Below are 25,623 nucleotides of genomic sequence, written 5' to 3'. Positions count from 1 at the left end.
CTACACGCAGTGAGCAAGCAACGGGGGTGTAAAGGAATCACGATGGGAAAGATCACCGGCTTCATGGAGCATGAGCGTATCGAAGAGGGCTACAAGCCCGTCGACGAGCGCCTCAAGCACTACAAGGAATTCGTCGTCGGCCTGGACACCGAACAGGCCAAGGTGCAGGGCGCGCGCTGCATGGATTGCGGCACGCCGTTCTGCAACAGCGGCTGCCCGGTCAACAACATCATTCCGGACTTCAACGACCTCGTGTACCGCAACGATTGGCAGAACGCCTTCGCGGTGCTGGACTCGACCAACAACTTCCCCGAGTTCACGGGCCGCATCTGCCCCGCGCCCTGCGAGGCGGCTTGCGTGCTCAACGTGAACGACGACGCGGTCGGCATCAAGTCGCTGGAGCACGCGATCATCGACCGCGCCTGGGACGAAGGCTGGGTGGCGCCGCGCGTCGCCAAGCACAAGACCGGCAAGAAGGTCGCGGTGGTGGGCTCGGGCCCGGCCGGCATGGCGGCCGCGCAGCAGCTCGCGCGCGCCGGCCACGACGTGACGCTGTTCGAGAAGAACGACCGCGTCGGCGGCCTGCTGCGCTACGGCATTCCCGACTTCAAGATGGAGAAGTCGCACATCGATCGCCGCGTCGAGCAGATGAAGGCCGAAGGCGTGGTGTTCCGCTCCGGCGTGATCGTCGGCGCTACGAAAGACCCGCTGGGCAAGGGCTCCAAGGTCACGAACCTGGCCAAGGAAACCGTCACGCCCGAGCAGCTGCAGAAAGAGTTCGACGCTGTGCTGCTGACCGGCGGCGCCGAGCAGTCGCGCGACCTGCCGGTGCCCGGCCGCGATCTCGACGGCATCCACTTCGCGATGGAGTTCCTGCCGCAGCAGAACCGCGTCAACGCGGGCGACAAGGTCAAGGGCCAGCTGCGCGCCGACGGCAAGCACGTGATCGTCATCGGCGGTGGCGACACCGGCTCCGACTGCGTGGGCACGAGCAACCGCCACGGCGCCGTCAGCGTCACGCAGTTCGAACTGATGCCGCAGCCGCCCGAGGAAGAGAACCGCCCGCTGACTTGGCCGTACTGGCCGATCAAGCTGCGCACCAGCTCCAGCCATGAGGAAGGCTGCGAGCGCGAGTTCGCGATCTCGACCAAGGAGTTCATCGGCGAGAAAGGCAAGGTCACCGGCCTGAAGACGGTTCGCGTCGAATGGAAGGACGGCAAGATGCAGGAAGTGGCCGGCAGCGAGCAGGTGCTCAAGGCCGACCTCGTGCTGCTCGCCATGGGCTTCGTGAGCCCCGTGGCCAACGTGCTCGACGCCTTCGGCGTGGAGAAGGACGCGCGCGGCAATGCGAAAGCAACGGTCGACTTCATCGGCGGCTATGCCACCAACGTTCCGAAGGTCTTTGCCGCGGGCGATATCCGCCGCGGACAGTCGCTGGTGGTGTGGGCGATTCGCGAAGGCCGCCAGGCCGCGCGCTCGGTGGACGAATTCCTGATGGGCTTCAGCGACCTGCCTCGCTGATCCCCGCGGATCGCGTTGGTAGCGAGTTCCTGACGAGGGTCTGACGGCCGCCGCGCTGAATTTTGTTTCAATTCGGCGTGGCCGCCCACGGCCCCGTTATCATCCGCGTCAAACCGCATGCCGGGATGCTTGAAAGAGCGCCCCGGCATTTTTATTGAGATGGACCCAGCCACACCACTGCCACATCCCTTCGTAGAGTTTCGCGACGTCAGATTCGGCTATGGCGCACGCGCCATCCTCGATGGCGTTTCGTTCGTCGTGCCGCGCGGCAAGGTGACGGCGCTGATGGGAGCCTCCGGCGGCGGCAAGACAACGGTGTTGCGCCTGATCGGCGGACAGCAGAAGGCGCAGCGCGGCGAGGTGCTCTTCGACGGCAGCGATGTCGGCAAGATGGATGTGAGCGCCCTCTACGCGGCGCGTCGGCGCATGGGCATGCTGTTCCAGTTCGGTGCGCTGTTCACCGACATGAGCGTGTTCGACAACGTCGCGTTCCCGCTGCGCGAGCACACGCAGCTCCCCGAGGCGCTGGTGCGCGACGTGGTGCTCATGAAGCTCGATGCCGTCGGCCTGCGCGGCGCGCGCGACCTGATGCCCAGCGAGGTGTCGGGCGGCATGGCGCGGCGCGTGGCGCTGGCGCGTGCCATTGCGCTCGACCCCGATCTCGTGATGTACGACGAGCCCTTCGCCGGACTCGACCCGATCTCGCTGGGCACCGCCGCGCGGCTGATTCGCCAGCTGAACGACGCGCTGGGGCTCACCAGCATCATCGTGTCGCACGATCTCGAGGAAACCTTCCGCATCGCCGATCACGTGATCATCCTGGCCAACGGCGGCATCGCCGCGCAGGGCACGCCCGCCGAGGTGCGCGAGAGCGCCGATCCGCTGGTTCATCAGTTCGTCAATGCGCTGCCCGACGGGCCGGTGCATTTCCATTACCCGGGCGTCAGCATCGAGGACGACTTCGGCAACGTCGAAGGAGGGCGCTCATGACCTGGTGGAAGCCATCCGACGCCGGCTTTGCCACGCGCCGCCACCTGGCCAACCTGGGCTATGGCGCGAAGCTCTTCATGCGGCTCGTCGGCCCGGGCGCGCGGATCATGCGCCGCTTCGGGCTGGTGCGCGACCAGATCCATTTCCTGGGCAACTACTCGCTCGCGATCATCGGCGTGTCGGGCCTGTTCGTGGGCTTCGTGCTCGGGCTGCAGATGTACTACGCGCTGCAGCGCTACGGATCTTCCGAGGCGCTGGGCCTGCTGGTCGCGCTGAGCCTCGTGCGCGAGCTCGGTCCGGTGGTGGCGGCATTGCTTTTCACCGGGCGCGCCGGCACCTCGCTGACGGCCGAGATCGGCCTCATGAAGGCCGACGAGCAACTGAGCGCCATGGAGATGATGGCGATCGACCCGGTGCAGCGCGTGCTCGCGCCGCGCTTCTGGGCCGGCGTCATCACGATGCCGCTGCTGGCGGCGGTGTTCAGCGCGGTCGGCATCCTGGGCGGCTACGTGGTGGGCGTGATGATGCTGGGCGTGGACCCCGGCGCGTTCTGGGGGCAGATGCAGGGCGGCGTCGACGTGTGGCGCGACGTCGGCAACGGCGTCATCAAGAGCATCGTCTTCGGCTTCACCGTGACCTTCATCGCACTGCTGCAGGGCTACGAGGCCCAGCCCACGCCCGAGGGTGTGTCGCGCGCGACCACGCGGACCGTGGTGTCCGCGTCGCTGGCCGTGCTGGGGCTGGACTTCCTGCTCACCGCCATGATGTTCAGCATCTGAAGAGGCCCGGCCTCCTTCGTTCTAGATAGACAGAGAGTCAAACCATGCAACGTTCCAACAACGACATCTGGGTCGGCCTGTTCGTCCTGATCGGCGCTGCTGCGCTGCTGTTTCTCGCGCTGCAGTCGGCCAACCTGCTGAGCCTGAACTTCCAGAAGACCTATTCGGTCACGGCGCGCTTCGACAACATCGGCGGCCTGAAGCCGCAGACCGCGGTGAAGAGCGCGGGCGTGGTGGTCGGCCGTGTGGAATCCATCTCCTTCAACGACAAGACCTTTCAGGCAGACGTCACGCTGGCTTTGCAAAACCGCTACAGTTTTCCCAAGGACAGCTCGCTCAAGATCCTGACCAGTGGCCTGCTCGGCGAGCAGTACATCGGGATCGAGGCGGGCGCCGAGGACAAGAACTTGCAAGCCGGCGACACCATCACCGCGACCCAGTCGGCCGTGGTGCTGGAGAACCTGATCAGCCAGTTCCTGTACAGCAAGGCGGCGGAGGGAAATTCGACGTCTGGAACAGCCAATAAGAAATGAAAACACGATCTTCTTTGTTTTTTGCTATGAATAACGTAGCAAGCTGGGCCCGCTGGATTGGCGCCGGCGCAGTACTCGCCTTGGCCGCCGGTTGCGCGACCGGCCCCAATGCCAACCCCGCCGATCCCTTCGAGCCGTTCAACCGGGGCGTCTCGCGCTTCAACGACGCCGTCGACGACGCCGTGCTGGTGCCCGCGGCCACGGCCTACCAGAACGTGCTGCCCTCGATGGTGCGCACAGGCGTGAACAACTTCTTCGGCAACATCGGCGACGTCTGGAACCTGGCCAACAACGTGGCCCAGCTGAAGCTGCAGAACAGTGCCGAGACCTTCATGCGCCTGAACGTCAACACCTTCTTCGGTCTCGGCGGCGTGCTGGACGTGGCGACCGAGGCGGGCATTCCGCGCCACGAGGAAGACTTCGGCCAGACCCTGGGCCGCTGGGGCGTGGGCGCCGGCCCTTACGTGGTGCTGCCGCTGCTGGGTTCCTCCACGCTGCGCGACACAGCCGCCAAGCCGCTCGACATGTGGGGCGACCCGCTGGGCCATGTGGAGGACATTCCCTGGCGCAATTCGCTGACGGTGCTGCGCGTCGTCGACACGCGCTCGCAGTACCTGCGCGCGAGCCGTCTGCTCGGCGACGCGGCGCTCGACAAGTATTCGTTCACGCGCGATGCGTTCCTGCAGCGCCGTCGCAGCCAGGTCTACGACGGCAACCCGCCGGACGACGGCGGCGGCATGGACAAGGGCGCCGACAAATAAACAAAGTGACGCGGTGGAGGGGGGCTGCTTGCATCCGGTTGCAAGGCTTCACCTCCCGGACAGGAACCCGGTCCACCCTGGTGGGCTCGAATCCGTTCCTGTCTCAGCAGCCGGTTTTTCCGGGTGCCTGCGGATTTTCAAACTTGAATGAGGGAATCTCCATGAACAACAAGACCCTGCAACGTCGCGATCTCGGCCGCCTGGTGCTGGCTGGCGCCCTGCTGTTCGGTGCCGCCGTCGCTTTCGTCCAGCCCGCCCGTGCCGCCGATGAAGCGCCCGACGCACTGGTCAAGCGCCTGTCGACCGACGTGCTCGAGACGATCAAGGCCGACTCGTCCATCAAGTCGGGCGACGTCAACAAGATCATGGTGCTGGTCGACAGCAAGATCATGCCGAACGTCAACTTCCAGCGCATGACCGCCTCGGCCGTCGGCCCGGCCTGGCGTACTGCCACCCCCGAGCAGCAGAAGCGCCTGCAGGACGAGTTCAAGGCCCTGCTGGTTCGCACCTACGCCGGCGCGCTCGACCAGGTGACCGACCAGACCGTGACCATCCGTCCGTTCCGCGGCTCGCCCGACGACAAGGACGTGCTGGTGCGCACCGAGGTCAAGGGCCGCGGCGACCCGGTCCAGCTCGACTACCGCCTCGAGAAGACCCCCGGCCAGGGCGCCGGCTGGAAGGTCTACAACCTCAACGTGCTGGGCGTCTGGCTGGTCGATACCTACCGCACCCAGTTCGCGCAGGAAATCAACAAGAGCGGCATCGACGGACTGATCGCCGCGCTGGCCGCGCGCAACAAGGGCAACGGCAAGAGCTGAGCGGGAGCTGCGCGCGATGCTGGTCCTGCCCGCCCGACTCACCCATGACGAGGCTCCCGCCTGCATGCGCATGCTGCAGCAGGGGTTGAAGGGCCAGGCCGACTCGTCGTCCACCGTGGTCGACGCGACGGCGCTGACCCAGTTCGATTCCTCGGCACTGGCCGTGCTGCTGGAATGCCGGCGTGAATCGAGCGCGCTGGGCCGGGGGTTCTCCGTCAAGGGCCTGTCGCCCCGGCTGCGCGAGTTGGCTGCGCTGTACGGCATTGCGGGCCTTTTGCCCGCCGCGCCCTGAAAAAGTAACGGCACCTTAAAATCGCGGGCTCCCATGCCCGCGATCTCATTCCAGTCGGTCTCCAAGACCTATCCCCCCTCCAGACAGCAGAAAGCCCAGGGCAAGCCGGGGCTGAAGGCGGTCGACGAGGTCAGCTTCCAGATCGAAGAGGGCGAGTTCTTCGGCCTGCTCGGCCCGAACGGCGCGGGCAAGACCACCCTGATCAGCATGCTCGCGGGCCTTTCCCGGCCCACGGCGGGCGCCATCAGCGTCCATGGCTTCGACGTGCAGCGCGACTACGCGCAGGCGCGCCGCCAGCTCGGCATCGTGCCGCAGGAGCTGGTGTTCGACCCCTTCTTCAACGTGCGCGAGTCGCTGCGCATCCAGTCGGGCTACTTCGGCATCACCAACAACGAAGCCTGGATCGACGAGCTGCTGCAGAGCCTGGGTCTCGCCGACAAGGCCACGGCCAACATGCGTCAGCTCTCCGGCGGCATGAAGCGCCGCGTGCTGGTGGCGCAGGCGCTGGTGCACAAGCCGCCGGTGATCGTGCTCGACGAACCCACCGCCGGTGTCGACGTCGAACTGCGCCAGACGCTGTGGCAGTTCGTCGCCAGGCTCAACAAGCAGGGCAGTACCGTGCTGCTCACCACCCATTACCTCGAAGAAGCCGAGGCGCTGTGCAGCCGCATCGCTATGCTCAAGCTGGGCAAGGTGATCGCACTCGACCGCACCAGCGAACTGCTGAAGTCGGCCGCGAGCAACGTGCTGCGCTTCAAGACCGATGCCATGCTGCCCTGGGCCATCGCCCAGCATGCGCGCATCACCGGGCGCATCGTGCAGCTGCCCGCGCAGAACGCGCATGAAGTCGAACAACTGCTGGCCGCGATCCGCGAAGCCGGCGTCGCGGTGGAAGACGTGGAAATGCGCAAGGCCGACCTGGAAGACGTGTTCATCGACCTGATGGCCGGCGAGCAGACCCCGCTGGAGGTGGCGCGATGATGGCCGTCACGGGCTGGCGCGCGCTGCTCTACAAGGAAACGCTGCGCTTCTGGAAGGTCGGCTTCCAGACTGTGGGCGCGCCGGTGCTCACCGCGCTGCTGTACCTGATGGTGTTCGGCCACGTGCTCGAAGACCACGTGAAGGTCTACGGCACGGTCGGCTACACCGCCTTCCTCATTCCCGGCCTGGTGATGATGAGCGTGCTGCAGAACGCCTTCGCCAACAGCTCGTCGTCGATCATCCAGAGCAAGATCATGGGCAACCTGGTCTTCGTGCTGCTCACGCCGCTGTCGCACTGGGGCTGGTTCTTCGCCTACGTGGGCTCGTCGATCATCCGCGGGCTGGCCGTGGGCGTGGGCGTGTTCGCGGTCACTATCTTCTTCGCGGTGCCGGGCTTCGAGGCACCGGGGTGGATCCTGGTGTTCGCGCTGCTGGGCTCGGCCATGCTGGGCACGCTGGGCCTCATCGCCGGTCTCTGGGCCGAGAAGTTCGACCAGATGGCGGTGTTCCAGAACTTCCTGATCATGCCCATGACCTTCCTGTCGGGCGTTTTCTATTCGATCGGCTCGCTGCCGCCGTTCTGGCAGAAGGTCAGCCACCTGAACCCGTTCTTCTACATGATCGACGGCTTCCGTTACGGCTTCTTCGGCGTGAGCGACGCCTCGCCCTGGCTCAGCCTGGGCATCGTCGGCACCGCGTGGCTGGTGGTGAGCGCCATCGCCGTCCATCTCCTGCGCACAGGCTACAAAATCCGGGGCTAGAACATGGCTCTCCCCCAGTCTTCGCGCACTTCGTGTCGCTTCGCCAACCCCCTTCCGGGGGCAACACCTGCGGCCCGGCAAAGCCGGTTCCGCGGTGTTTTCCAATAAATGCTCATCCCATGACCGCTGACCAGCTCCAAGCCATCATCACCGCCCACCTGCCGTGCGAGCACATCTCGCTGGAGGGCGATGGCCGACATTGGTACGCGACCATCGTCTCGGCCGAGTTCGAGGGCAAGCGCTCGATCCAGCGCCACCAGCGGGTCTACGCCACCCTGGGTGCGAAAATGCATACCGACGAGGTGCATGCGCTTTCGATGAAGACATACACGCCGGCCGAATGGGCGGCGGTGGAAAAATAACTCCCCGGCCCCTCGTGGCCCCCTGATTTCGCTGGAACTTCGATGGACAAACTTCTGATTCGCGGCGGGCGAGAGCTCCGCGGCGAAGTACTCATTTCCGGCGCCAAGAACGCAGCGCTGCCCGAACTGTGCGCGGCCCTGCTGACCGACCAGCCCGTGACGCTGCACAACGTGCCGCGCCTGCAGGACGTGTCGACCATGCTCAAGCTGGTGCGCAACATGGGCGTTTCGGCCGAGCGCGACGACAACGGCACCGTGCAGCTCAACGCGGCCGAACTCACCAGGCCGGAAGCGCCCTACGAGCTGGTCAAGACCATGCGCGCCTCCGTGCTGGCCCTGGGCCCGCTGCTGGCGCGCTTCGGCCATGCCAAGGTGTCGCTGCCGGGCGGCTGCGCCATTGGCTCGCGGCCGGTCGACCAGCACATCAAGGGCCTGCAGGCCATGGGCGCCGAGATCGTGGTCGACCACGGCTACATGGTCGCGCGCCTGCCGGCCGGTCGCACGCGGCTGAAGGGCGCGCGCATCCTGACCGACATGGTCACCGTCACCGGCACCGAGAACTTCCTCATGGCCGCCGCGCTGGCCGAGGGCGAGACGCTGCTCGAGAACGCCGCGCAGGAGCCGGAGATCGTCGACCTGGCCGAAATGCTGATCCGCATGGGCGCGAAGATCGAAGGCCACGGCACCAGCCACATCCGCATCCAGGGCGTCGAGAAGCTGCACGGTTGCGAGCACGCCGTGGTGGCAGACCGCATCGAGGCCGGCACCTTCATGTGCGCCGTGGCGGCCACCGGCGGCGAGGCCTTCCTGCGCAATGCGCGCGGCGATCACCTCGACGCGGTGATCGACAAGCTGCGCGACGCCGGTTGCAAGGTCACCCCCGAGAAGGACGGCGTGCGCATCGCCTCCAAGGGCCCGGCCTACGAGCACCTGAAGGCGCAGAGCTTCAGCACCACCGAGTACCCGGGCTTCCCGACCGACATGCAGGCCCAGTTCATGGCCCTGAACGTGATCGCGCGCGGCGCCTCGATGGTCACCGAGACCATCTTCGAGAACCGCTTCATGCACGTGAACGAGATGGTGCGCCTGGGCGCCCACATCCATGTCGAAGGCAAGGTGGCGATGGTCGAGGGCGTGCAGCAGCTCTCTGGCGCCACCGTGATGGCCACCGACCTGCGCGCGTCGGCCAGCCTCGTCATCGCCGGCCTCGTGGCCGAGGGCGAGACGCTGGTCGACCGCATCTACCACCTCGATCGGGGCTACGACCGCATGGAAGCCAAGCTGCGCGGCCTGGGCGCCGACATCGAACGACTGACGGGAGCGGCCGCCGCATGATTACCCTTGCATCACAGGAGTCGCAATCGTGATCACGCTTGCTCTGTCCAAAGGCCGCATCTTCGAAGAGACGATGCCCCTGCTGGCCGCCGCCGGCATCGAGGTCACCGAAGACCCCGAGAAGTCGCGCAAGCTCATCCTCGGCACCACCCGCCCCGACGTGCGCGTGGTGCTGGTGCGCGCCTCCGACGTGCCCACCTACGTGCAGTACGGCGGCGCCGACCTCGGCGTGACCGGCCTCGACGTGCTGCTGGAGCACGGCAACCAGGGCCTCTACCAGCCGCTGGACCTGCGCATCGCCGCCTGCCGCCTGAGCGTCGCCGTGCGCGCCGACTACGACTACGCCTCGGCCGTGAAGCAGGGCTCGCGCCTGCGCGTGGCCACCAAGTACGTGGGCCTCGCGCGCGACTTCTTCGCCAGCAAGGGCGTGCACGTCGACCTGATCAAGCTCTACGGCAGCATGGAGCTGGCGCCGCTCACCGGCCTGGCCGACGCCATCGTCGACCTGGTCTCCACCGGCAACACGCTCAAGGCCAACCACCTCGTCGAGGTGGAGCGCATCATGGACATCAGCGCCCGCCTGGTGGTGAACCAGGCCGCGCTCAAGCTCAAGCGCGAGCCGATCCGCCACATCATCGACGCGTTCGCATCCGCCATTCCTTCCGCCTGAACCCTTCCGTCCAGTCCCATGACCCTGAAAGCAGCCCCCCTCCGCCTGTCCACGACTTCAGCCAGCTTCGACGCTGAATTCAAGGCGCGGCTGCATTGGTCCGCGGACGCCGACGCGGCCATCGAGAAAGTCGTGGCTGACATCCTCGCCGACGTGCAGAAGCGAGGCGACGAGGCGGTGCTCGAGTACACGAACCGTTTCGACAAGCTCGACGCGAAGACGCTGCCCGAGCTGGAGTTGACGCAAGCTGAGCTGAAGGCCGCTTTCGAGGCTCTGCCCGCCGCGCAGCGCGACGCGCTCGAAGCTGCCGCGCGCCGCGTGCGCAGCTATCACGAGGCCCAGAAGAAGGCCAGCGGCGAGAGCTGGAGCTACCGCGACACCGACGGCACGCTGCTCGGCCAGAAGGTCACGCCGCTCGACCGCGTCGGCATCTACGTGCCGGGCGGTAAGGCCGCCTATCCGTCGAGCGTGCTGATGAACGCCATTCCGGCGCACGTTGCCGGCGTGGGCGAGATCATCATGGTCGTGCCGACGCCGAAGGGCGAGAAGAACCAGCTGGTGCTGGCAGCGGCCTACGTGGCCGGCGTGACGCGCGGCTTCACCATCGGCGGCGCCCAGGCCGTGGCCGCGCTGGCCTACGGCACCGCCACCGTTCCCGCCGTCGACAAGATCACCGGCCCGGGCAACGCCTACGTCGCGGCCGCCAAGCGCCGCGTGTTCGGCACCGTGGGCATCGACATGATCGCGGGCCCCAGCGAGATCCTGGTGCTGGCCGACGGCACCACGCCGCCCGAGTGGGTGGCGATGGACCTGTTCAGCCAGGCCGAGCACGACGAGCTGGCCCAGAGCATCCTGCTGTGCCCCGACGCGGCCTACATCGACCGCGTGCAGGCCGAGATCGACCGCCTGCTGCCCGCCATGCCGCGCGCGGAAATCATCGCCGCCTCGCTCAACGGACGCGGCGCGCTGATCCACACGAAGAGCATGGAAGAGGCCTGCGAGATCAGCAACCGCATCGCTCCCGAGCACCTGGAAGTGAGCAGCAGCGAGCCGAACCGTTGGGAGCCGCTGCTGCGCCACGCCGGCGCGATCTTCCTCGGCGCCTTCACCAGCGAGAGCCTGGGCGACTACTGCGCCGGGCCGAACCACGTGCTGCCCACCAGCGGCACGGCGCGCTTTTCGAGCCCGCTGGGCGTGTACGACTTCCAGAAGCGCTCCAGCCTGATCGAGGTCAGCGAGGCCGGCGCGCAGGTGCTGGGTCCGGTCGCCGTGACGCTCGCCGAAGGCGAAGGCCTGCAGGCGCACGCCGAGGCCGCCCGCATGCGGCTGCGTAAGATCTGAATTCCAATAACAACCCGCATGCGGGAGGAGCACGCCTGATGATCGATCGTCTTTTCGGTTTGCGTTTCTTCGGTTCGCGCCTGTTCAGATTCACCACCACGGCCATCGCGGGCGCCGCGCTGCTGGCGGCCTGCAGCCAGATGCCGCAGGCGCCGCGCGAATCGGTGGCCGCCACTGCCACGCCCAGCGCCGCGCCTGCAGCGCCGGCACCGCAGCTCGGCACGCAGTGGGGCGAGGGCATCGAATCGAAGACCCGCACGGTCGTCACCAAGCGCCTTTCCGACCGGCCGGACGACCTGGCCTCGCTGGGCTACAACGAAGCCTCCGCCGTGCGCCGCGCGGTGGGCGCAAACGCCGAAAGACGCCTGAACCTGCTGCTGGCCGACGGCGACGTCGAGTGGTCGGTGCTCGACGAGGACGGCCGCCCGCTGCCGCTGCAGCGCGCCCGCCGTGGCAGCGGCGGCGACGACATGTTCCGCCTCGCCGGTGTCGAGGGCTCGCGCTACACGCTGCGCTTTCGCAACCTGAGCGAGCGCAGCTACGAGGTGATCGCCACGGTCGACGGCCTCGACGTGCTCAGCGGCAAGCCCGGCAGCCTGCGCAACGGCGGCTACGTGCTGCAGCCGCTGCAGTCGCTGACCATCGAAGGCTTCCGCAAGAGCCAGAACGAGGTGGCCGCCTTCCGCTTTTCCGCGCCCGGCCGCGCCTACGCGGCGAACACCGAGGCCGGCGACGTGCGCAACATCGGCGTGATCGGCGCCGCGCTGTTCGAGCTCGAGCAGCGCGACGTGCCCCGCCGCCAGCGCCGCGACGCCGCGCCGCAGCAGCCCAGCGCATTCCCCGCCGACGGCACCTACGCGCCGCCGCCGCGCTACCGCAAGTGATGCCCATGAAGCGTGCCGTCTTCCTGCTGCTCGTGCTGGCGGCGGCCGCCGGCGGCGCGCGGGCCATGAGCATCCGCGAGCTGCGCACGCTCGAGGCCGGCGAGAAGGACGGCAAGGCCTACGCCAGCTACTACCTCGTCGGCGTGCTCGAAGGCCTGCGCGAAGGCGTGGAAGCCTCGCAGCGCAACGGGCAGAAGCCCGTGTTCTGCGTCGAGGGCCGCCGCCTCGAGCCCTCCATGGCGCGCTCGCTCTACCAGACCGAGCTGAGCCGCAATTCCGACAGTTACGAAGCCGACATGCCCGTGCAACTGGTCATGATCGGCGCCCTCCGCAACAGCTACCGCTGCACCCGATGACCGCACCTGCCCCCGAATCCGCCCGCCCTTCGCTCGAACGCATCCGCGACGATGTGCGGTCCATGCATGGCTATGCGGTGCAGGACGCGCGCGGCTTCGTCAAGCTCGACGCGATGGAGAACCCCTACGGCCTGCCGCCCGCGCTGCAGGCCGAGCTCGGCGCGCGGCTCGGCGCGCTGGCGCTCAACCGCTACCCGGGCGAGCGCGGCGCCGACCTGCGGCGCGCGCTGGCCGCGCATGCGCGGATGCCCGAGGGCTTCGAGCTGGTGCTGGGCAACGGCTCGGACGAGCTGATCTCGCTGCTGGCCATCGCCTGCGACCTGCCCGGCGCCACGGTGCTGGCACCCGTGCCCGGCTTCGTGATGTACGCCATGAGCGCGAAGCTGCAGGGCCTGAAGTTCGTCGGCGTGCCGCTCACGGCCGATTTCGAGCTCGACGAGGCCGCCATGCTGGCCGCCATCGCGCGGGAGAAGCCCGCCATCGTCTACCTCGCCTACCCGAACAACCCGACCGCCAACCTGTGGGACGACGCGGTCATCGAGCGGATCGTCGAGGCCCAGGGCGCGCAGGGCGGCCTGGTGGTGATCGACGAGGCCTACCAGCCCTTCGCCGCTCGCAGCTACATCGACCGGCTCGCGAAGCACGGCCACGTGCTGCTGATGCGCACGCTCAGCAAGTTCGGCCTGGCCGGCATCCGCCTGGGCTACCTGATGGGCCCGGCCGCGCTGGTCGCCGAGATCGACAAGGTGCGCCCGCCCTACAACGTGAGCGTGCTCAACTGCGAGTGCGCGCTGTTCGCGCTGGAGCACGCCGACGTGTTCGAGGCTCAGGCCCGGCAGATCCGCGAGGAGCGCGAGCGCCTGATGATGGGGCTCGGCCGCCTGCCCGGCGTGAAGACCTGGCCGAGCGACGCCAACATGATCCTGCTGCGCGTGCCCGATGCCGCCAAGACCTTCGAGGGCATGAAGGCGCACGGGGTTCTGGTGAAGAACGTTTCTAAAATGCACGAACTGCTCGCAAACTGCCTGCGCCTCACCGTCGGAACGGCCGACGAGAATGCGCGGATGCTCGCGGCACTCGAAGCCTCACTATGACCACCCCCACCACCACGGGCAGCACCGATCGCATCGCGACGGTCACCCGCAACACCGCCGAGACGAAGATCACCGTCAGCGTCAACCTCGACGGCACCGGAAAAGCCAAGCTCTCCACCGGCATCGGCTTCTTCGACCACATGCTCGACCAGATCGCCCGCCACGGGCTGATCGACCTCGACATCGACTGCCAGGGCGACCTGCACATCGACGGCCACCACACGGTGGAAGACGTCGGCATCACGCTGGGCCAGGCCGTGGCCAAGGCCGTGGGCGACAAGAAGGGCATTCGCCGCTACGGCCATGCCTACGTGCCGCTCGACGAGGCCCTGAGCCGCGTCGTGATCGACTTCTCGGGCCGTCCGGGCCTGGTGATGCACGTGCCGTTCACCAGCGGGATGATCGGCACCTTCGACAGCCAGCTCACCTACGAGTTCTTCCAGGGCTTCGTGAACCACGCCTTCGTCACGCTGCACATCGACAACCTCAAGGGCGTCAATGCGCACCACCAGTGCGAGACCGTCTTCAAGGCCTTCGCGCGCGCCATGCGCGGCGCGCTGGAGCTCGATCCCCGCTCGGCGGGGGTGATCCCGTCGACCAAGGGCTCGCTCTGAGGCCGGCGATCGTCAAGCTATGAAATCTGTAGCAGCAAACACCGTCGCGGTCGTCGACTACGGCATGGGCAACCTGCATTCCGTGTCGCAGGCCGTGCGCCATGCGGCCGACCAGGTCGGCGTGGAGGTGTTCGTCACCTCCGACCCCGACGTGGTCCGCAAGGCCACCCGCGTGGTTCTGCCGGGGCAGGGCGCAATGCCCGACTGCATGCGCGAACTGCGCGACTCCGGCCTGCAGGAATCGGTGCTCGAGGCGGCGGCGAGCAAGCCGCTCTTCGGCGTGTGCGTGGGCATGCAGATGATGCTGTCGCGCAGCGACGAGGGCCCGACCGACGGCCTGGGCCTCATTCCGGGCGAGGTGGTCAAGTTCGACCTGGCCGGCCGCCTGCAGCCCGACGGCAGCCGCTTCAAGGTGCCGCAGATGGGCTGGAACCAGGTGCGGCAGGCCCAGCCGCACGCGGTGTGGGCGGGGGTTCCCGACCTCAGCTACTTCTATTTTGTGCACAGCTTCTATGCCCGCCCGGCCGACCCCAAACACAGTGTGGGTGAAGCGGAATATGGCGCGAGCTTTACCGCGGCCATCGCACGCGATAACATTTTTGCAACCCAGTTCCACCCGGAGAAGAGTGCGGACCACGGGCTGCAGCTATATCGCAATTTCCTCCACTGGAATCCCTGAACTTGTTTTTTCCAGCCGGGCTGAAGCTCCGACAGCCCGGATTTCGCATACTCGCGTCACTTCCATGCTCCTCATTCCCGCCATTGATCTCAAAGACGGCCACTGCGTTCGACTCAAGCAGGGCGACATGGATCAGTCCACCATCTTCAGCGAAGACCCCGCAGCCATGGCCCGCAAGTGGGTCGACGCCGGCGCGCGGCGGCTGCACCTGGTCGACCTGAACGGCGCCTTCGCCGGCAAGCCGCAGAACCACGCGGCGATCAAGGCGATCCTGAAAGAGGTGGGCGACGACATCCCGGTGCAGCTCGGCGGCGGCATCCGCGACCTCGACACCATCGAGCGCTACATCGACGACGGCCTGCGCTACGTGATCATCGGCACCGCCGCGGTCAAGAACCCCGGCTTCCTGAAGGACGCCTGCAGCGCCTTCGGCGGCCACATCATCGTGGGCCTCGACGCCAAGGACGGCAAGGTCGCCACCGACGGCTGGAGCAAGCTCACGGGCCACGAGGTGGCCGACCTGGGCAAGAAGTTCGAGGACTACGGCGTCGAGTCGATCATCTACACCGACATCGGCCGCGACGGCATGCTCTCTGGCATCAACATCGAGGCCACCGTCAAGCTGGCGCAGGCGCTGACCATCCCGGTGATCGCCTCGGGCGGCCTGTCGAACATGGCCGACATCGACCAGCTCTGCGCGGTCGAGTCCGACGGCGTCGAGGGCGTGATCTGCGGCCGCGCCATCTATTCGGGCGATCTCGACTTCGCCGCCGCGCAGGCCCGCGCGGACGAACTGGCCGCCTGACGCTCCCGGCGCGCAGCGCGTGCTCTCCGCGCTCGCCATTGCCAATTACCGATCGCTGCGGCAGCTGACCGTGCCGCTGGGCCGGCTCACGGTCGTGACCGGGCCCAACGGCAGCGGCAAGTCGAGCGTGTATCGCGCGATGCGCCTGCTGGCCGACATCGCCAACGGCGGCGTGATCCGCTCGCTGGTGCGCGAAGGAGGGCTTTCATCCACGCTGTGGGCCGGGCCCGAGCGCTTCTCGGCCGCCATGCTGCGCGGCGACGTGCCGGTGCAGGGCACGGGCCGCAGCGAACCGGTGGCGCTGAAACTGGGCTTTGCGGGCGTCGAGGCCGAAGACTTCGGCTACGCCATCGACATCGGCCTGCCGCCGCCGATTCCCTCGACCGCGTTCTCGCACGACCCGCAGATCAAGCACGAAGCCATCTGGAGCGGCCCGCTGCTGCGGCCCTCCACGCAACTGGTCGACCGCAAGGGTGCTGCCCTGCGCCTGCGCGAAGGCAAGGGCTGGCATGCCGTGGGCCGGCCGATCCCGGCCTTCGCCAGCATGATGACCGAGCACGCCGACCCGCGCGACGCGCCCGAGATGCTCACGCTGCGCGAGCAGATGCGCTCCTGGCGCTTCTACGACCATTTCCGCTCCGACGCCGATGCGCCCGCGCGCCAGCCGCAGCTGGGCACCTACACGCCGGTGCTCGCCAACGACGGCGCGGACCTGGCGGCCGCGCTGCAGACCATCCGCGAGATCGGCGACAACGAGGCGCTCGACCGCGCCGTGGACGACGCCTTCCCGGGCGCCGGCATCGAGATCCGCGTGACCGGCGACCGCTTCGAGACGCTGATGCACCAGCACGGCCTGCTGAGGCCCCTGACAGCCGCCGAGCTCTCCGACGGCACGCTGCGCTACCTGTTGTGGATCGCGGCGCTGCTCACGCCGCGGCCGCCCGCGCTGCTGGTGCTCAACGAACCCGAAACCAGCCTGCACCCCGACCTGCTGCCGGCGCTGGGCCGCCTCATCGCGCAGGCCGCGCGGCAGTCGCAGGTGATCGTGGTGTCGCACGCGGCGCGGCTCATTTCCGCGCTGGACGACAGCGACGGCATGCAGCCGGTGGTGCTGGAGAAGCGTTTCGGCGAGACGCGCATCGCGAACCTCGACATGAGCGAGATTCCGCGATGGGAGTGGCCGGCGCGGTAGTGGTGGCCGGTCGATCGAGGGCTTATTCCGCCTTGACCGACATGGTCTGGATGATCGTCTCCAGCTGCGCGCTCATCGGCAGGTTGATGCTTTCCCCCGACGGCAGCTTGCGCAGGAACCAGCGCTTGTACTGGCGCTCGATCTCGCCATCTTCCGCGAGCACCTGGAAGGTGTCGATCACCACCTTGTTGAGCTGCGGGTCGCCCTTGCGGTACATGATCCCGTAGGGGTCGTAGGAGAGGAAGTCGCCGACCACCTCGTAGTCGGACTTGGCGGCGTCCTTCGCGATCAGGCCGTAGAGCAGCACGTCGTCGGTGGCGAAGGCGTCGGCCTGGCCGCTCTTCACCAACCCGAACGACTCCGCATGGTCGCGCGTCACCTGCAGGTTGATGTTCAGCTTGAACTTGTCCGACAGGTCGCGCAGCGTCTTCTCGTTGGTGGTCCCGGCCGTGACGGCCACCTTCCTGCCCGCGAGGTCGCGGAACGACTTGATCGGCGAGCCCTTCTTCACCAGCACCTTGGTGCCCGAGACGAACATCGTGGGCGAGAAGCTCACGCGCTTCTGGCGCTCGAGGTTGTTGGTGGTGGAGCCGCACTCCAGGTCGACCTTGCCGCTCACGACCGCGTCGATGCGCGAGTCGGAGGTCACGGGCACCCATTTGATCGTGAGGCTCTTGTTCACCGCGTCCTCGATGGCCGTCACCAGTGCGCGGCAGAGCTCGATCGAATAGCCGATGGGCTCGTTGCGCGCATTGAGGTACGAGAACGGCACTGACGACTCGCGGTAGCCGATGGCGATGGTGCCGGTTTCGCGGGCCTTGGCCAGCGTGCCCGTGAGCTGCTCCTGCGCCCGTGCGGGCCCCGCGGGCAGCGCCGCGAGAACCACGGCCGCCAGCAGCGCGGCGAAGAAAGCGGATGGCAGCTTGCCGATGCGCTTCATGGTGTTTCTTCTTCGGCTCAGGCGTGCGCCGGGTGGGCGAGGGTGGCGTTGGCTTCCTCGTCGAGCGCCTTGGCGTTGATCTCGGCGTCGCTCTCGGAAAGCAGCTCGCCCTCCCACTTGGCGACCACCGCAGTGGCGATGGAGTTGCCGACCGCGTTGGTGGCCGAGCGGCCCATGTCGAGGAAGGTGTCCACGCCAAGGATGAGCAGCAGGCCGGCCTCGGGAATGTCGAAGTGGTTCAGCGTGGCGGCGATCACCACCAGCGAGGCGCGCGGCACGCCGGCCATGCCCTTGGAGGTGAGCATCAGGATCAGCAGCATCGTGATCTGCGTGCTAATCGGCATGTGGATGTTGTAGGCCTGCGCGATGAAGAGCACGGCGAAGGTGCAGTACATCATCGAGCCGTCGAGGTTGAACGAGTAGCCCATCGGCATCACGAAGCTGGAGATCTTGCGCTTCACGCCGAAACGGTCGAGCGCCTGCAGGATCTTCGGATAAGCCGCCTCGGAGCTGGCGGTTGCGAACGACAGCAGGAAGGCTTCCTTGATGAGCACCAGCAGCTTGAGCACGCGCGGGCCGAGGAACAGGAAGCCAGCCAGGATCAGCACGCCCCACAGCACGAACAGGCCCAGGTAGAAGTCGCCCATGAACACCGCGAACTTCAGCAGGATGCCCAGGCCGTTGACGGCCACCGTGGCGGCCATGGCGGCCAGCACGGCGAGCGGTGCGAGCTTCATCACGTAGCCCGTGATCTTGAGCATCGCGTGCGAGAGTTCCTCGATGGCGGCGACCAGCGTCTTCGCCTTGTCGCCCAGCGAGGCCAGCGCCACGCCGAAGAACATCGAGAACACCACGATCTGCAGGATCTCGTTGTTGGCCATGGCCTCCACGAAGGACTTCGGCACCGTGTGGCTCACGAAGTCCTTCAGCGTGAATTTCGAGGTGGCGAGGTTGGCCGAGGCGCCGATGTCGGGCAGCGGCAGGCCGAGGTTCTCGCCGGGCTTGAGCAGGTTGGCCATGACCAGGCCGATGACCAGCGAGATCAGCGAGGCGGTGAGGAACCAGCCGATGGCCTTGCCGAACACGCGGCCGACCGACTTGGCGTCGCCCATGTGCGCGATGCCCACCACCAGCGTGGAGAACACCAGCGGGCCGATCAGCATCTTGATGAGGCGCAGGAAGACGTCCGAGACGATGGAGACGTAGTCCGCGATTTCCTTGGCGGCTTTCTTGTCCGGAAAGCTCGAGAAGATCATGTAGCCGACGATGATGCCCAGCACCATCGCGATCAGGATCCATGCGGCCATCGGCAGCTTCTTCATGCGTATCCCCTTTTTGTCGTGTGAGAGTAGTTTTTCGAGCGCTCGGGACCGACTTGCACGTTGTCCCTCGATGCAAGCGATCACAGGGTATCCAAGAAGGCCCCGGGCACGCAATGGCCCTTGATGCCAATTCCGTGCCACGGTATGGGTGCTGCCTACAATTCTCGCCATGAAAATCACCCCGATCGAGTTTCGCGGCCAGCCCGCATTGCGCGCCAGTACCGCCGATGGAAGCACCCTCACGGTGGCCCTGCACGGCGCGCAAGTGCTGTCCTGGACTGCTGCCGACGGGGTGGAAAGGCTCTACCTGAGCCCTTCGGCGGTGTTCGACGGGCAGGCGGCCATCCGTGGCGGGGTGCCCATCTGCTGCCCTCAATTCAACCAGCGCGGCATGTTGCCCAAGCATGGATTCATGCGCAATTTGCCTTGGGTGCATGAGGCTTCGGGCACTCCGGAGACGCTGAGGCTGACGCTTCGCGATTCCGAAGCCACGCGAAAGCTCTGGCCGCACGCTTTTGAGGCGCGGCTGGAGGCCACCCTGTCCACTGGCGGGCTGCGCACCGCGCTCACGCTGGTCAACTGCGGCACGGCGCCCTGGACCTTTGCCGCGGCGCTGCACACCTATCTGCGCGTCGACGACATCTCCGGCGTGCGGCTCGAGGGCCTGCAGGGCTCCAACCGCTGGGATTCGCTGCGCGACGACCGCCATGTGGAAACCTTGGCCGCGTTGCATTTCGATGCAGAGTTCGACAGCGTCTATGCCGCGCCCGCCCAGCCGCTGCGGCTGGTGCAGCCCAGCGGCACGCTCGAGATCTCCCAGAGCGCCAGTTGCAGCGAAACCGTGGTCTGGAACCCCGGCGCCGTGCTCGGTGCGAAACTCGCCGACATGCCCGCCGACGGCTTCCGCCACATGCTCTGCGTGGAAGCGGCCCGCATCGACGAGCCCGTGCTGCTCGCGCCCGGCGCCCAATGGCTCGGCTGGCAACAGCTGCGCGTTCTCTGATTCCTACCGGTTCCTAACCCCACCATGCTTGCCAAACGCATCATTCCCTGCCTCGACGTCACCGGCGGCCGTGTCGTCAAGGGCGTCAACTTCGTCGAACTGCGCGACGCCGGCGATCCGGTCGAGATCGCCGCGCGCTACAACGCGCAGGGGGCCGACGAGCTCACTTTCCTCGACATCACCGCCACCAGCGACGGTCGCGACCTGATCCTGCCGATCATCGAGGCGGTGGCCTCGCAGGTCTTCATTCCCCTGACCGTGGGCGGCGGCGTGCGCACCGTGGCCGACGTACGGCGGCTGCTCAACGCCGGAGCCGACAAGACCAGCTTCAACTCGGCCGCCATCGCCGATCCGCAGGTGATCAGCGACGCATCGCAGAAGTACGGCTCGCAGTGCATCGTGGTCGCCATCGACGCCAAGCGCCGCAGCCCCGAAGAGGCGGCCACGCGCGGCGCGGGCTGGGACGTCTACAGCCACGGCGGGCGCAAGAACACCGGCCTCGACGCCGTCGAATGGGCCACCGAGATGGCGCGCCGCGGCGCTGGCGAGATCCTGCTGACCAGCATGGACCGCGACGGCACCAAGAGCGGCTTCGACCTGGAGCTGACCCGCGCGGTGAGCAACGCCGTCAGCGTGCCGGTGATCGCCTCGGGCGGCGTGGGCAGCCTCGACGACCTGGCCGACGGCATCCAGACCGGGGGCGCCGACGCGGTGCTGGCCGCGAGCATCTTCCACTACGGCGAGCACACGGTGGGCGAGGCTAAGGCCCGCATGGCCGCGCGGGGCATTCCCGTGCGCATCGACCGCTGAGCGGCCCGCCGGACGGCCGCCAAAAGGCTGTCCAAGGGTCTTTTGCCATCCCCGACAATACTTTCCATGAACTGGCTCGATGAAGTGAAGTGGGACGCGAACGGCCTTGTGCCCGTGATCGCGCAGGAACAAGGCAGCAACGACGTGCTGATGTTCGCCTGGATGAACCGCGAGGCGCTCGAGAAGACCGCCGAGCTGGGCCGCGCGGTGTATTTCAGCCGCTCGCGCAACAAGCTGTGGTTCAAGGGCGAGGAATCGGGCCACGTGCAGACCGTGCACGAGATCCGCCTGGACTGCGACAACGACGTGGTGCTGCTCAAGGTCACCCAGCTCGGCCACGAGCCCGGCATCGCCTGCCATACCGGCCGCCACAGCTGCTTCTTCAGCAAGTACGAGAACGGCGGCTGGACGGTGGTCGAGCCCGTCTTGAAAGACCCGGAGTCGATCTACAAATGACGGCCACAGTGAACAACGACGGCAGTACCTCCGACGCTCTCGCGCGCCTGGCCGCGGTCATCGAGAGCCGCCTGCCCGCGCGCGGCGGCGATCCCGAGAAGAGCTATGTCGCGCGCCTGCTGCACAAGGGCCCCGACGCCTTCCTCAAGAAGATCGGCGAGGAAGCCACCGAGGTCGTGATGGCCGCCAAAGACGCCGACCACGGCGGCGACCGCTCGAAAATAGTGAACGAAGTGGCCGACCTGTGGTTCCACACCATGGTGGCGCTGGCGCACTACGGTTTTTCCCCGTCCGACGTCACCGCGGAGCTCGAGCGGCGCGAGGGCACCAGCGGCATCGAGGAAAAGGCGCTGCGCAAGGTGAAGGCGCGGGAATCCGAGGCACCCAACGACTGAAAGGACACCGGTCATGGCCAACGACATCGTGAACGTGGAACCCGACGACTCCCTCAAGACCTGGGGCTGGGTCAGCTACATCCTGCACCTGATCGTGGCCATCGGCGCCGTCGTGCCGGGGGCGCAGGCCTCCGTGCTGCTGCTGCTGATCGCGCTGGTGATCGACTTCGTGAAGCGCGACGACGCGGCCGGCACCTGGCAGGCCTCGCACTTCAGCTGGCGCATCCGCTCGGTGCTGTGGGCCGGCCTGCTCTACATCGTCACCTCGTGGCTCTGGCTGCTGCTCTTCATCCCGGGCTGGATTGCCTGGAGCCTGATCTCGCTGTGGTTCCTCTACCGGATCGTGAAGGGCATGATCCGGATGAACGACAGCCGTCCCATGGAACCCAAAGATGTCATCTGATCCGAACTGCGTCTTCTGCAAAATCATCGAGGGCAAGATTCCCTCCCGCAAGGTCTACGAGGACGAGGACCTGTTCGGCTTCCACGACATCGCGCCCTGGGCGCCGGTGCACTTCATGCTGGTGCCCAAGAAGCACATCGCCTCGATGGCCCAGCTGACGCCCGAAGACTCGGCGCTGATGGGCAAGATCATGACCCTGGCGCCCAAGCTGGCGCTGGAGCAGGGCTGCAGGCCCTATCCGGACGGCGGCTACCGGGTCGTGGTCAATACGGGCGCCGAGGGCGGGCAGGAGGTTCACCATCTCCATGTCCATGTCATGGGTGGCCCCCGGCCGTGGCTTCGCGGCTGAGCGGCATTAAGCCAAACTGTCACATTCCGCCCGACTAAAATCGGACACATTCTTAGGAGTTCTCCATGGGTTCTTTTTCCATCTGGCACTGGCTGATCGTGCTGCTCGTAGTGGTCATGATCTTCGGCACCAAGAAGCTGCGGAACATGGGTTCGGACCTTGGCGGCGCCGTCAAGGGCTTCAAGGACGGCATGAAGGACGGCGCGTCGTCCGATGCCCCCGCTGCCTCGTCGGCCCCCGCCCAGCAAGTGACCGGCCAGCCGGCCAACAGCGACAAGTCGGCGATCGACGTCGAAGCGCGTCAGAAGTCCTGAGCACGGGCAGCAGCACGTGCTCGATCTCGGCATTGAGAAGCTGGCGCTGATCGGCGTCGTGGCGCTGATCGTCATCGGCCCGGAGAAGCTGCCGCGCGTGGCCCGCACCGTCGGCACGCTGCTGGGCAAGGCGCAGCGCTACGTGAACGACGTCAAGGCCGAAGTCAACCGCTCGATGGAGCTCGACGAGCTCCGCAAGATGAAGACCACCGTCGAGGATGCGGCGCGCGACGTCGAGCACAGCATCCACACGGGCGCGAGCGAATTCGAGAAGCAGTTCAGCGGTTCGGGCGAAACCCTCTCGGCGCTGGCCGAACCCGAGCCGCCACCGCCGCCCGTCTACAGGCACCCCCGCAAGAACTGGCGCCTGAAGCAGGGCGCCACGCCGCAGTGGTACAAGGCGCGCAACGGCGTGCGCACCAAGGCGCTTTCGGGCGCCGCGCGCGTCGCCCGTTTCCGCCCTCACACGATCAACAAGATCGACTAGCGGCTTTCCTTCACCGCGTTCCTCGGGCGCCGCTTGCCGGCCGACGTCACGCTATCTTCTTTTCCAATGGCCGATTCAGACAACAAGAGCAAAGACAAGGAAGACGAGCTCGCGGGCACCGAACAGCCGTTCGTGGCGCACCTGATGGAGCTTCGCGACCGCCTGCTCTATTGCGTCTACGGCCTCGTGGTCGCGGGTGTGCTGCTGGCGATCTGGCCCGGTCCGGCCGGCCTGATCGACCTGATCGCAGTGCCTATCAAGGCGCACATGCCGCACGACGCGAAACTCATCGCCATCGGCGTGTTCTCGCCGTTCTTCGTGCCGCTCAAGGTGCTGATGATGGCGGCCGTGCTGCTGGCGCTGCCCTGGCTCATGTACCAGGCGTGGATGTTCATCGCGCCCGGCCTCTACAGCCACGAAAAGCGCTTCGCACTGCCGCTGATCTTTTTCGGCAGCCTGCTGGCTTATGCGGGCATCGCCTTCGTGCAGTTGTTCGTGCTGGACAAGATGTTCAGCTTCATCCAGCGCTTCGCGCCGGCCGCGGTACAGGCGACACCCGACATCTCTTCGTACGTCGAGGCGATCCTGTCGCTCTACATCGCCTTCGGCGTGGCGTTTCAGGTGCCGATCGTCGTCATGCTGCTGGTGCGCTTCGAGATGGTGACCATCGAGAAGCTGAAGTCCTTCCGCGGCTACTTCATCGTGGTCGCGTTCGTCGTCGCCGCAGTGCTCACGCCGCCCGACGTGGTGTCGCAGCTGGCGCTGGCGATACCGATGTGCCTGCTGTACGAGGTGGGCATCGTGGGCGCCAAGTATTTCGCCAGCTCGGGCAAGAAGCCTGAAGACGAACAAAGCACTGACTCGGCTTCGAGCTGAGCAAGCCGTCAAGACCCACCCCGCGGCAGGATTCGCGCCGGCCTTCAGCGCCGCCCGTCAGCCGTCAAAGCATCCCTGAAAGTTCCAGAAACACCGCGGAACCGGCTTTGCCGGGCCGCAGGTGTTGCCCCCGGAAGGGGGTTGGCGAAGCGACAAGAAGTGCGCGAAGCCTGGGGGTGAGCCTTGTTACTCCTGCTGGTTGGGCACCTGCCGGACCGGGCTCTTCGGCCGCAGACCCGGCGTCACGTCCAGCTCCATCTTGTCGCTGCCGCGCTGAAGCGCGAAGCGCGAGGTGCTGCCCGGCTTCAGGCCTGCCACCGCGGTCAGCAGCGCCTGCACGTTGTCGGTCTTCTTCTCGCCAACCGAGGTGATCACGTCGCCCGGGCGGATGCCGGCCTTGGCGGCGGGGCCGTTCTGCAGCACGCCGGTGATGATCACGCCGGAATCGGCCTTCACGCCGAAGGTCTCGGCCAGCTCGGGCGACAGGTCGCTGGGCTCCACGCCGATCCAGCCGCGGCGCACCTGGCCTTCCTTCACGATCCCCTCGAGCACGATCTTGGCCATCGACACGGGAATGGCGAAGCCGATGCCCATGCTGCCGCCCGAGCGCGAGTAGATCGCGGTGTTGATGCCCTGCAGGTTGCCGTTCACGTCGATCAGCGCGCCGCCCGAGTTGCCGGGGTTGATGGCCGCGTCGGTCTGGATGAAGTTCTCGAAGTTGTTGATGCCCAGCTGGTTGCGGCCCAGCGCCGAGACGATGCCGCTGGTCACGGTCTGGCCCACGCCGAAGGGGTTGCCGATGGCCAGCACCTGGTCGCCCACCTGCAGCGCGTCGGAGTCGCCCAGCACGATCACCGGCAGCTTGTCGAGCTCGATCTTCAGCACGGCCAGGTCGGTGTCGGGGTCGGTGCCGATCACCTTGCCGCGCGCGTGGCGGCTGTCGTTGAGCGTCACCTCGATTTCGTCGGCGCCTTCCACCACGTGGTTGTTGGTGAGGATGTAGCCGTCGGGGCTCACGATCACGCCGCTGCCCAGGCCCACCTGGGGCTGGTCGTCCTGGTCGCCGAAGAAGAAGCGGAACCACGGGTCGTTGCTTCGCGGATGGCGCTGCGCGGCCTTGCTGGTGTTGATGCTCACCACCGCCGGCGAGGCCTTCTTGGCCGGCACGCTCAGGCTGCCGGCCGCCGGCACGCCCGGGTTGTTGCCGGCCGGGGCCTCGATGATCGACACCACGCCGCCCAGCGAGGTCGCGCGCTTGTTGAGCCACTCGGGCTTGAGCGTCGCGACGACGAAGTAGGCCGCGAGCAGGACGGTCACGGCTTGGGCGAATAGCAGCCAGGTGCGTTTCATGAAAGATTGGTGAAAAAGACGTTGGAAGCCGCAGTGCAGCGCAGCAATGTTGTCAATTGTCCCTCAACCGCATGGCCCAGAAACCGCTCGCCGAGGTCGAGATTAGGACTTACTGCGTACGTAAACCCGGGTTAACACCTAGCATTGCGG

The 25,623-nt window shown here is 66.8% G+C and carries 32 protein-coding genes; 29 read left to right on the top strand and 3 right to left on the bottom strand.

The annotated features are described in order from the left end of the window. Positions 1–42: 42 nt before the first annotated feature. The 20 genes from BMY35_RS07205 (at position 43) to BMY35_RS07110 (ending at position 16,768) form a co-directional block, all read left to right on the top strand. Complete coding sequence (locus tag BMY35_RS07205; protein ID WP_093196384.1) at positions 43–1,521, top strand: glutamate synthase subunit beta; 1,479 nt, start codon at positions 43–45, stop codon at positions 1,519–1,521. Between the two features lie 159 nt (positions 1,522–1,680). Further along, on the top strand, positions 1,681–2,511 hold the full coding sequence (locus tag BMY35_RS07200) for an ABC transporter ATP-binding protein (protein WP_093196382.1): 831 nt from the start codon (positions 1,681–1,683) through the stop codon (positions 2,509–2,511). Beyond that, positions 2,508–3,290 (top strand): lipid asymmetry maintenance ABC transporter permease subunit MlaE, encoded by a 783-nt coding sequence (gene mlaE / locus BMY35_RS07195; RefSeq protein WP_093196380.1) that lies wholly within the window; start codon positions 2,508–2,510, stop codon positions 3,288–3,290. The genes BMY35_RS07200 and mlaE overlap by 4 nt, the downstream gene beginning before the upstream one ends. A gap of 44 nt (positions 3,291–3,334) precedes the next feature. Beyond that, the gene (mlaD, locus tag BMY35_RS07190; RefSeq protein WP_093196378.1) at positions 3,335–3,823 is read left to right on the top strand and encodes an outer membrane lipid asymmetry maintenance protein MlaD; all 489 of its coding nucleotides are present in this window, start codon (positions 3,335–3,337) and stop codon (positions 3,821–3,823) included. A 26-nt stretch (positions 3,824–3,849) separates the two neighbouring features. After that, positions 3,850–4,584, top strand: coding sequence for an MlaA family lipoprotein (locus BMY35_RS07185; protein WP_177213587.1), 735 nt, complete (start codon positions 3,850–3,852; stop codon positions 4,582–4,584). Positions 4,585–4,745: 161 nt separating this feature from the next. Next, positions 4,746–5,402, top strand: a complete 657-nt coding sequence (locus BMY35_RS07180; protein ID WP_093196375.1) for an MlaC/ttg2D family ABC transporter substrate-binding protein — start codon at positions 4,746–4,748, stop codon at positions 5,400–5,402. Between the two features lie 16 nt (positions 5,403–5,418). Then, positions 5,419–5,694, top strand: a complete 276-nt coding sequence (locus BMY35_RS07175) for an STAS domain-containing protein (RefSeq protein WP_093196373.1) — start codon at positions 5,419–5,421, stop codon at positions 5,692–5,694. 33 nt (positions 5,695–5,727) lie between these two features. Further along, entirely contained in the window at positions 5,728–6,675 is a 948-nt protein-coding gene (locus tag BMY35_RS07170; RefSeq protein WP_093196372.1) for an ABC transporter ATP-binding protein, read from the top strand. Continuing rightward, positions 6,672–7,436 (top strand): ABC transporter permease, encoded by a 765-nt coding sequence (locus tag BMY35_RS07165; protein WP_093196370.1) that lies wholly within the window; start codon positions 6,672–6,674, stop codon positions 7,434–7,436. Before BMY35_RS07170 ends, BMY35_RS07165 begins: the two co-directional genes overlap by 4 nt. A gap of 119 nt (positions 7,437–7,555) precedes the next feature. Beyond that, entirely contained in the window at positions 7,556–7,798 is a 243-nt protein-coding gene (locus BMY35_RS07160) for a BolA family protein (protein WP_019654412.1), read from the top strand. A 42-nt stretch (positions 7,799–7,840) separates the two neighbouring features. Continuing rightward, on the top strand, positions 7,841–9,133 hold the full coding sequence (gene murA, locus BMY35_RS07155; protein ID WP_093196368.1) for a UDP-N-acetylglucosamine 1-carboxyvinyltransferase: 1,293 nt from the start codon (positions 7,841–7,843) through the stop codon (positions 9,131–9,133). Between the two features lie 28 nt (positions 9,134–9,161). Next, a complete protein-coding gene (hisG, locus tag BMY35_RS07150) occupies positions 9,162–9,803 on the top strand; it encodes an ATP phosphoribosyltransferase (RefSeq protein ID WP_093196366.1) in 642 nt (213 codons plus the stop codon). Positions 9,804–9,821: 18 nt separating this feature from the next. Further along, complete coding sequence (gene hisD / locus BMY35_RS07145; RefSeq protein ID WP_093196364.1) at positions 9,822–11,144, top strand: histidinol dehydrogenase; 1,323 nt, start codon at positions 9,822–9,824, stop codon at positions 11,142–11,144. Between the two features lie 38 nt (positions 11,145–11,182). Continuing rightward, positions 11,183–12,028 carry a hypothetical protein gene (locus BMY35_RS07140; RefSeq protein WP_093196363.1) on the top strand — a complete coding sequence of 282 codons (846 nt, stop codon included), beginning with the start codon at positions 11,183–11,185 and terminating at the stop codon, positions 12,026–12,028. Between the two features lie 5 nt (positions 12,029–12,033). After that, complete coding sequence (locus BMY35_RS07135) at positions 12,034–12,384, top strand: hypothetical protein (protein WP_240652113.1); 351 nt, start codon at positions 12,034–12,036, stop codon at positions 12,382–12,384. Further along, on the top strand, positions 12,381–13,478 hold the full coding sequence (gene hisC / locus BMY35_RS07130; RefSeq protein WP_093196359.1) for a histidinol-phosphate transaminase: 1,098 nt from the start codon (positions 12,381–12,383) through the stop codon (positions 13,476–13,478). The genes BMY35_RS07135 and hisC overlap by 4 nt, the downstream gene beginning before the upstream one ends. Continuing rightward, on the top strand, positions 13,475–14,092 hold the full coding sequence (gene hisB, locus BMY35_RS07125; protein ID WP_093196357.1) for an imidazoleglycerol-phosphate dehydratase HisB: 618 nt from the start codon (positions 13,475–13,477) through the stop codon (positions 14,090–14,092). Before hisC ends, hisB begins: the two co-directional genes overlap by 4 nt. A 19-nt stretch (positions 14,093–14,111) precedes the next feature. Further along, positions 14,112–14,771, top strand: coding sequence for an imidazole glycerol phosphate synthase subunit HisH (gene hisH / locus BMY35_RS07120; protein ID WP_093196355.1), 660 nt, complete (start codon positions 14,112–14,114; stop codon positions 14,769–14,771). Positions 14,772–14,835: 64 nt separating this feature from the next. Continuing rightward, positions 14,836–15,576, top strand: coding sequence for a 1-(5-phosphoribosyl)-5-[(5-phosphoribosylamino)methylideneamino]imidazole-4-carboxamide isomerase (gene hisA, locus BMY35_RS07115; RefSeq protein WP_093196354.1), 741 nt, complete (start codon positions 14,836–14,838; stop codon positions 15,574–15,576). A 19-nt stretch (positions 15,577–15,595) separates the two neighbouring features. Further along, positions 15,596–16,768, top strand: coding sequence for an AAA family ATPase (locus tag BMY35_RS07110; RefSeq protein WP_093196353.1), 1,173 nt, complete (start codon positions 15,596–15,598; stop codon positions 16,766–16,768). 22 nt (positions 16,769–16,790) lie between these two features. On the opposite strand, the gene BMY35_RS07105 is transcribed toward BMY35_RS07110, so the two are convergent. Both BMY35_RS07105 and BMY35_RS07100 read right to left on the bottom strand, forming a co-directional pair. Beyond that, a complete protein-coding gene (locus tag BMY35_RS07105) occupies positions 16,791–17,708 on the bottom strand; it encodes an amino acid ABC transporter substrate-binding protein (protein WP_093196351.1) in 918 nt (305 codons plus the stop codon). A 17-nt stretch (positions 17,709–17,725) separates the two neighbouring features. Continuing rightward, a complete protein-coding gene (locus tag BMY35_RS07100) occupies positions 17,726–19,030 on the bottom strand; it encodes a dicarboxylate/amino acid:cation symporter (RefSeq protein WP_093196350.1) in 1,305 nt (434 codons plus the stop codon). 169 nt (positions 19,031–19,199) lie between these two features. On the opposite strand from BMY35_RS07100, the gene BMY35_RS07095 reads away from it, so the two are divergent. From BMY35_RS07095 to tatC, 9 genes are all read left to right on the top strand, one after another. Then, a complete protein-coding gene (locus BMY35_RS07095) occupies positions 19,200–20,033 on the top strand; it encodes a D-hexose-6-phosphate mutarotase (protein WP_093196348.1) in 834 nt (277 codons plus the stop codon). A gap of 24 nt (positions 20,034–20,057) precedes the next feature. Next, positions 20,058–20,843, top strand: a complete 786-nt coding sequence (gene hisF / locus BMY35_RS07090) for an imidazole glycerol phosphate synthase subunit HisF (RefSeq protein WP_093196346.1) — start codon at positions 20,058–20,060, stop codon at positions 20,841–20,843. 57 nt (positions 20,844–20,900) lie between these two features. Then, complete coding sequence (gene hisI, locus BMY35_RS07085; RefSeq protein ID WP_177213594.1) at positions 20,901–21,299, top strand: phosphoribosyl-AMP cyclohydrolase; 399 nt, start codon at positions 20,901–20,903, stop codon at positions 21,297–21,299. Further along, a complete protein-coding gene (locus BMY35_RS07080; protein ID WP_093196345.1) occupies positions 21,296–21,694 on the top strand; it encodes a phosphoribosyl-ATP diphosphatase in 399 nt (132 codons plus the stop codon). Before hisI ends, BMY35_RS07080 begins: the two co-directional genes overlap by 4 nt. 13 nt (positions 21,695–21,707) lie before the next feature. Beyond that, a complete protein-coding gene (locus BMY35_RS07075) occupies positions 21,708–22,097 on the top strand; it encodes a DUF4870 family protein (protein WP_093196343.1) in 390 nt (129 codons plus the stop codon). After that, positions 22,087–22,446 (top strand): histidine triad nucleotide-binding protein, encoded by a 360-nt coding sequence (locus BMY35_RS07070; protein WP_093196341.1) that lies wholly within the window; start codon positions 22,087–22,089, stop codon positions 22,444–22,446. Before BMY35_RS07075 ends, BMY35_RS07070 begins: the two co-directional genes overlap by 11 nt. 65 nt (positions 22,447–22,511) lie before the next feature. Beyond that, on the top strand, positions 22,512–22,760 hold the full coding sequence (tatA, locus tag BMY35_RS07065; protein ID WP_093196339.1) for a Sec-independent protein translocase subunit TatA: 249 nt from the start codon (positions 22,512–22,514) through the stop codon (positions 22,758–22,760). Positions 22,761–22,776: 16 nt separating this feature from the next. After that, a complete protein-coding gene (gene tatB, locus BMY35_RS07060) occupies positions 22,777–23,247 on the top strand; it encodes a Sec-independent protein translocase protein TatB (RefSeq protein WP_093196337.1) in 471 nt (156 codons plus the stop codon). A 66-nt stretch (positions 23,248–23,313) separates the two neighbouring features. Next, the gene (gene tatC / locus BMY35_RS07055) at positions 23,314–24,123 is read left to right on the top strand and encodes a twin-arginine translocase subunit TatC (RefSeq protein WP_093196335.1); all 810 of its coding nucleotides are present in this window, start codon (positions 23,314–23,316) and stop codon (positions 24,121–24,123) included. A 186-nt stretch (positions 24,124–24,309) separates the two neighbouring features. On the opposite strand, the gene BMY35_RS07050 is transcribed toward tatC, so the two are convergent. Next, positions 24,310–25,473: a trypsin-like peptidase domain-containing protein gene (locus BMY35_RS07050; RefSeq protein ID WP_093196332.1), complete on the bottom strand. Its 1,164-nt coding sequence runs from the start codon at positions 25,471–25,473 to the stop codon at positions 24,310–24,312. Positions 25,474–25,623: the final 150 nt, after the last annotated feature.

This window comes from Variovorax sp. YR750 (assembly GCF_900109805.1).
Taxonomy (GTDB): domain Bacteria; phylum Pseudomonadota; class Gammaproteobacteria; order Burkholderiales; family Burkholderiaceae_C; genus Variovorax; species Variovorax gossypii.
The sequence above is the reverse complement of the archived record's forward strand: the minus strand, read 5'-3'. Positions and strand labels throughout refer to the sequence as shown.

What these genes read in the sequence shown, in the direction of transcription:
- BMY35_RS07185 (WP_177213587.1), top strand. Translation starts at nt 3,850, where the DNA reads ATGAATAACGTAGCAAGCTGGGCCCGCTGGATTGGCGCCGGCGCAGTA.
- hisD (WP_093196364.1), top strand. Translation starts at nt 9,822, where the DNA reads ATGACCCTGAAAGCAGCCCCCCTCCGCCTGTCCACGACTTCAGCCAGC.
- murA (WP_093196368.1), top strand. Translation starts at nt 7,841, where the DNA reads ATGGACAAACTTCTGATTCGCGGCGGGCGAGAGCTCCGCGGCGAAGTA.
- BMY35_RS07170 (WP_093196372.1), top strand. Translation starts at nt 5,728, where the DNA reads ATGCCCGCGATCTCATTCCAGTCGGTCTCCAAGACCTATCCCCCCTCC.
- BMY35_RS07070 (WP_093196341.1), top strand. Translation starts at nt 22,087, where the DNA reads ATGTCATCTGATCCGAACTGCGTCTTCTGCAAAATCATCGAGGGCAAG.
- hisH (WP_093196355.1), top strand. Translation starts at nt 14,112, where the DNA reads ATGAAATCTGTAGCAGCAAACACCGTCGCGGTCGTCGACTACGGCATG.
- BMY35_RS07200 (WP_093196382.1), top strand. Translation starts at nt 1,681, where the DNA reads ATGGACCCAGCCACACCACTGCCACATCCCTTCGTAGAGTTTCGCGAC.
- BMY35_RS07095 (WP_093196348.1), top strand. Translation starts at nt 19,200, where the DNA reads ATGAAAATCACCCCGATCGAGTTTCGCGGCCAGCCCGCATTGCGCGCC.
- BMY35_RS07080 (WP_093196345.1), top strand. Translation starts at nt 21,296, where the DNA reads ATGACGGCCACAGTGAACAACGACGGCAGTACCTCCGACGCTCTCGCG.
- BMY35_RS07135 (WP_240652113.1), top strand. Translation starts at nt 12,034, where the DNA reads ATGAAGCGTGCCGTCTTCCTGCTGCTCGTGCTGGCGGCGGCCGCCGGC.
- hisB (WP_093196357.1), top strand. Translation starts at nt 13,475, where the DNA reads ATGACCACCCCCACCACCACGGGCAGCACCGATCGCATCGCGACGGTC.
- BMY35_RS07160 (WP_019654412.1), top strand. Translation starts at nt 7,556, where the DNA reads ATGACCGCTGACCAGCTCCAAGCCATCATCACCGCCCACCTGCCGTGC.
- BMY35_RS07050 (WP_093196332.1), bottom strand. Translation starts at nt 25,473, where the DNA reads ATGAAACGCACCTGGCTGCTATTCGCCCAAGCCGTGACCGTCCTGCTC.
- BMY35_RS07140 (WP_093196363.1), top strand. Translation starts at nt 11,183, where the DNA reads ATGATCGATCGTCTTTTCGGTTTGCGTTTCTTCGGTTCGCGCCTGTTC.
- tatA (WP_093196339.1), top strand. Translation starts at nt 22,512, where the DNA reads ATGGGTTCTTTTTCCATCTGGCACTGGCTGATCGTGCTGCTCGTAGTG.
- BMY35_RS07105 (WP_093196351.1), bottom strand. Translation starts at nt 17,708, where the DNA reads ATGAAGCGCATCGGCAAGCTGCCATCCGCTTTCTTCGCCGCGCTGCTG.
- hisC (WP_093196359.1), top strand. Translation starts at nt 12,381, where the DNA reads ATGACCGCACCTGCCCCCGAATCCGCCCGCCCTTCGCTCGAACGCATC.
- hisA (WP_093196354.1), top strand. Translation starts at nt 14,836, where the DNA reads ATGCTCCTCATTCCCGCCATTGATCTCAAAGACGGCCACTGCGTTCGA.
- mlaE (WP_093196380.1), top strand. Translation starts at nt 2,508, where the DNA reads ATGACCTGGTGGAAGCCATCCGACGCCGGCTTTGCCACGCGCCGCCAC.
- BMY35_RS07205 (WP_093196384.1), top strand. Translation starts at nt 43, where the DNA reads ATGGGAAAGATCACCGGCTTCATGGAGCATGAGCGTATCGAAGAGGGC.
- hisF (WP_093196346.1), top strand. Translation starts at nt 20,058, where the DNA reads ATGCTTGCCAAACGCATCATTCCCTGCCTCGACGTCACCGGCGGCCGT.
- tatC (WP_093196335.1), top strand. Translation starts at nt 23,314, where the DNA reads ATGGCCGATTCAGACAACAAGAGCAAAGACAAGGAAGACGAGCTCGCG.
- BMY35_RS07165 (WP_093196370.1), top strand. Translation starts at nt 6,672, where the DNA reads ATGATGGCCGTCACGGGCTGGCGCGCGCTGCTCTACAAGGAAACGCTG.
- BMY35_RS07175 (WP_093196373.1), top strand. Translation starts at nt 5,419, where the DNA reads ATGCTGGTCCTGCCCGCCCGACTCACCCATGACGAGGCTCCCGCCTGC.
- mlaD (WP_093196378.1), top strand. Translation starts at nt 3,335, where the DNA reads ATGCAACGTTCCAACAACGACATCTGGGTCGGCCTGTTCGTCCTGATC.
- BMY35_RS07100 (WP_093196350.1), bottom strand. Translation starts at nt 19,030, where the DNA reads ATGAAGAAGCTGCCGATGGCCGCATGGATCCTGATCGCGATGGTGCTG.
- BMY35_RS07075 (WP_093196343.1), top strand. Translation starts at nt 21,708, where the DNA reads ATGGCCAACGACATCGTGAACGTGGAACCCGACGACTCCCTCAAGACC.
- BMY35_RS07180 (WP_093196375.1), top strand. Translation starts at nt 4,746, where the DNA reads ATGAACAACAAGACCCTGCAACGTCGCGATCTCGGCCGCCTGGTGCTG.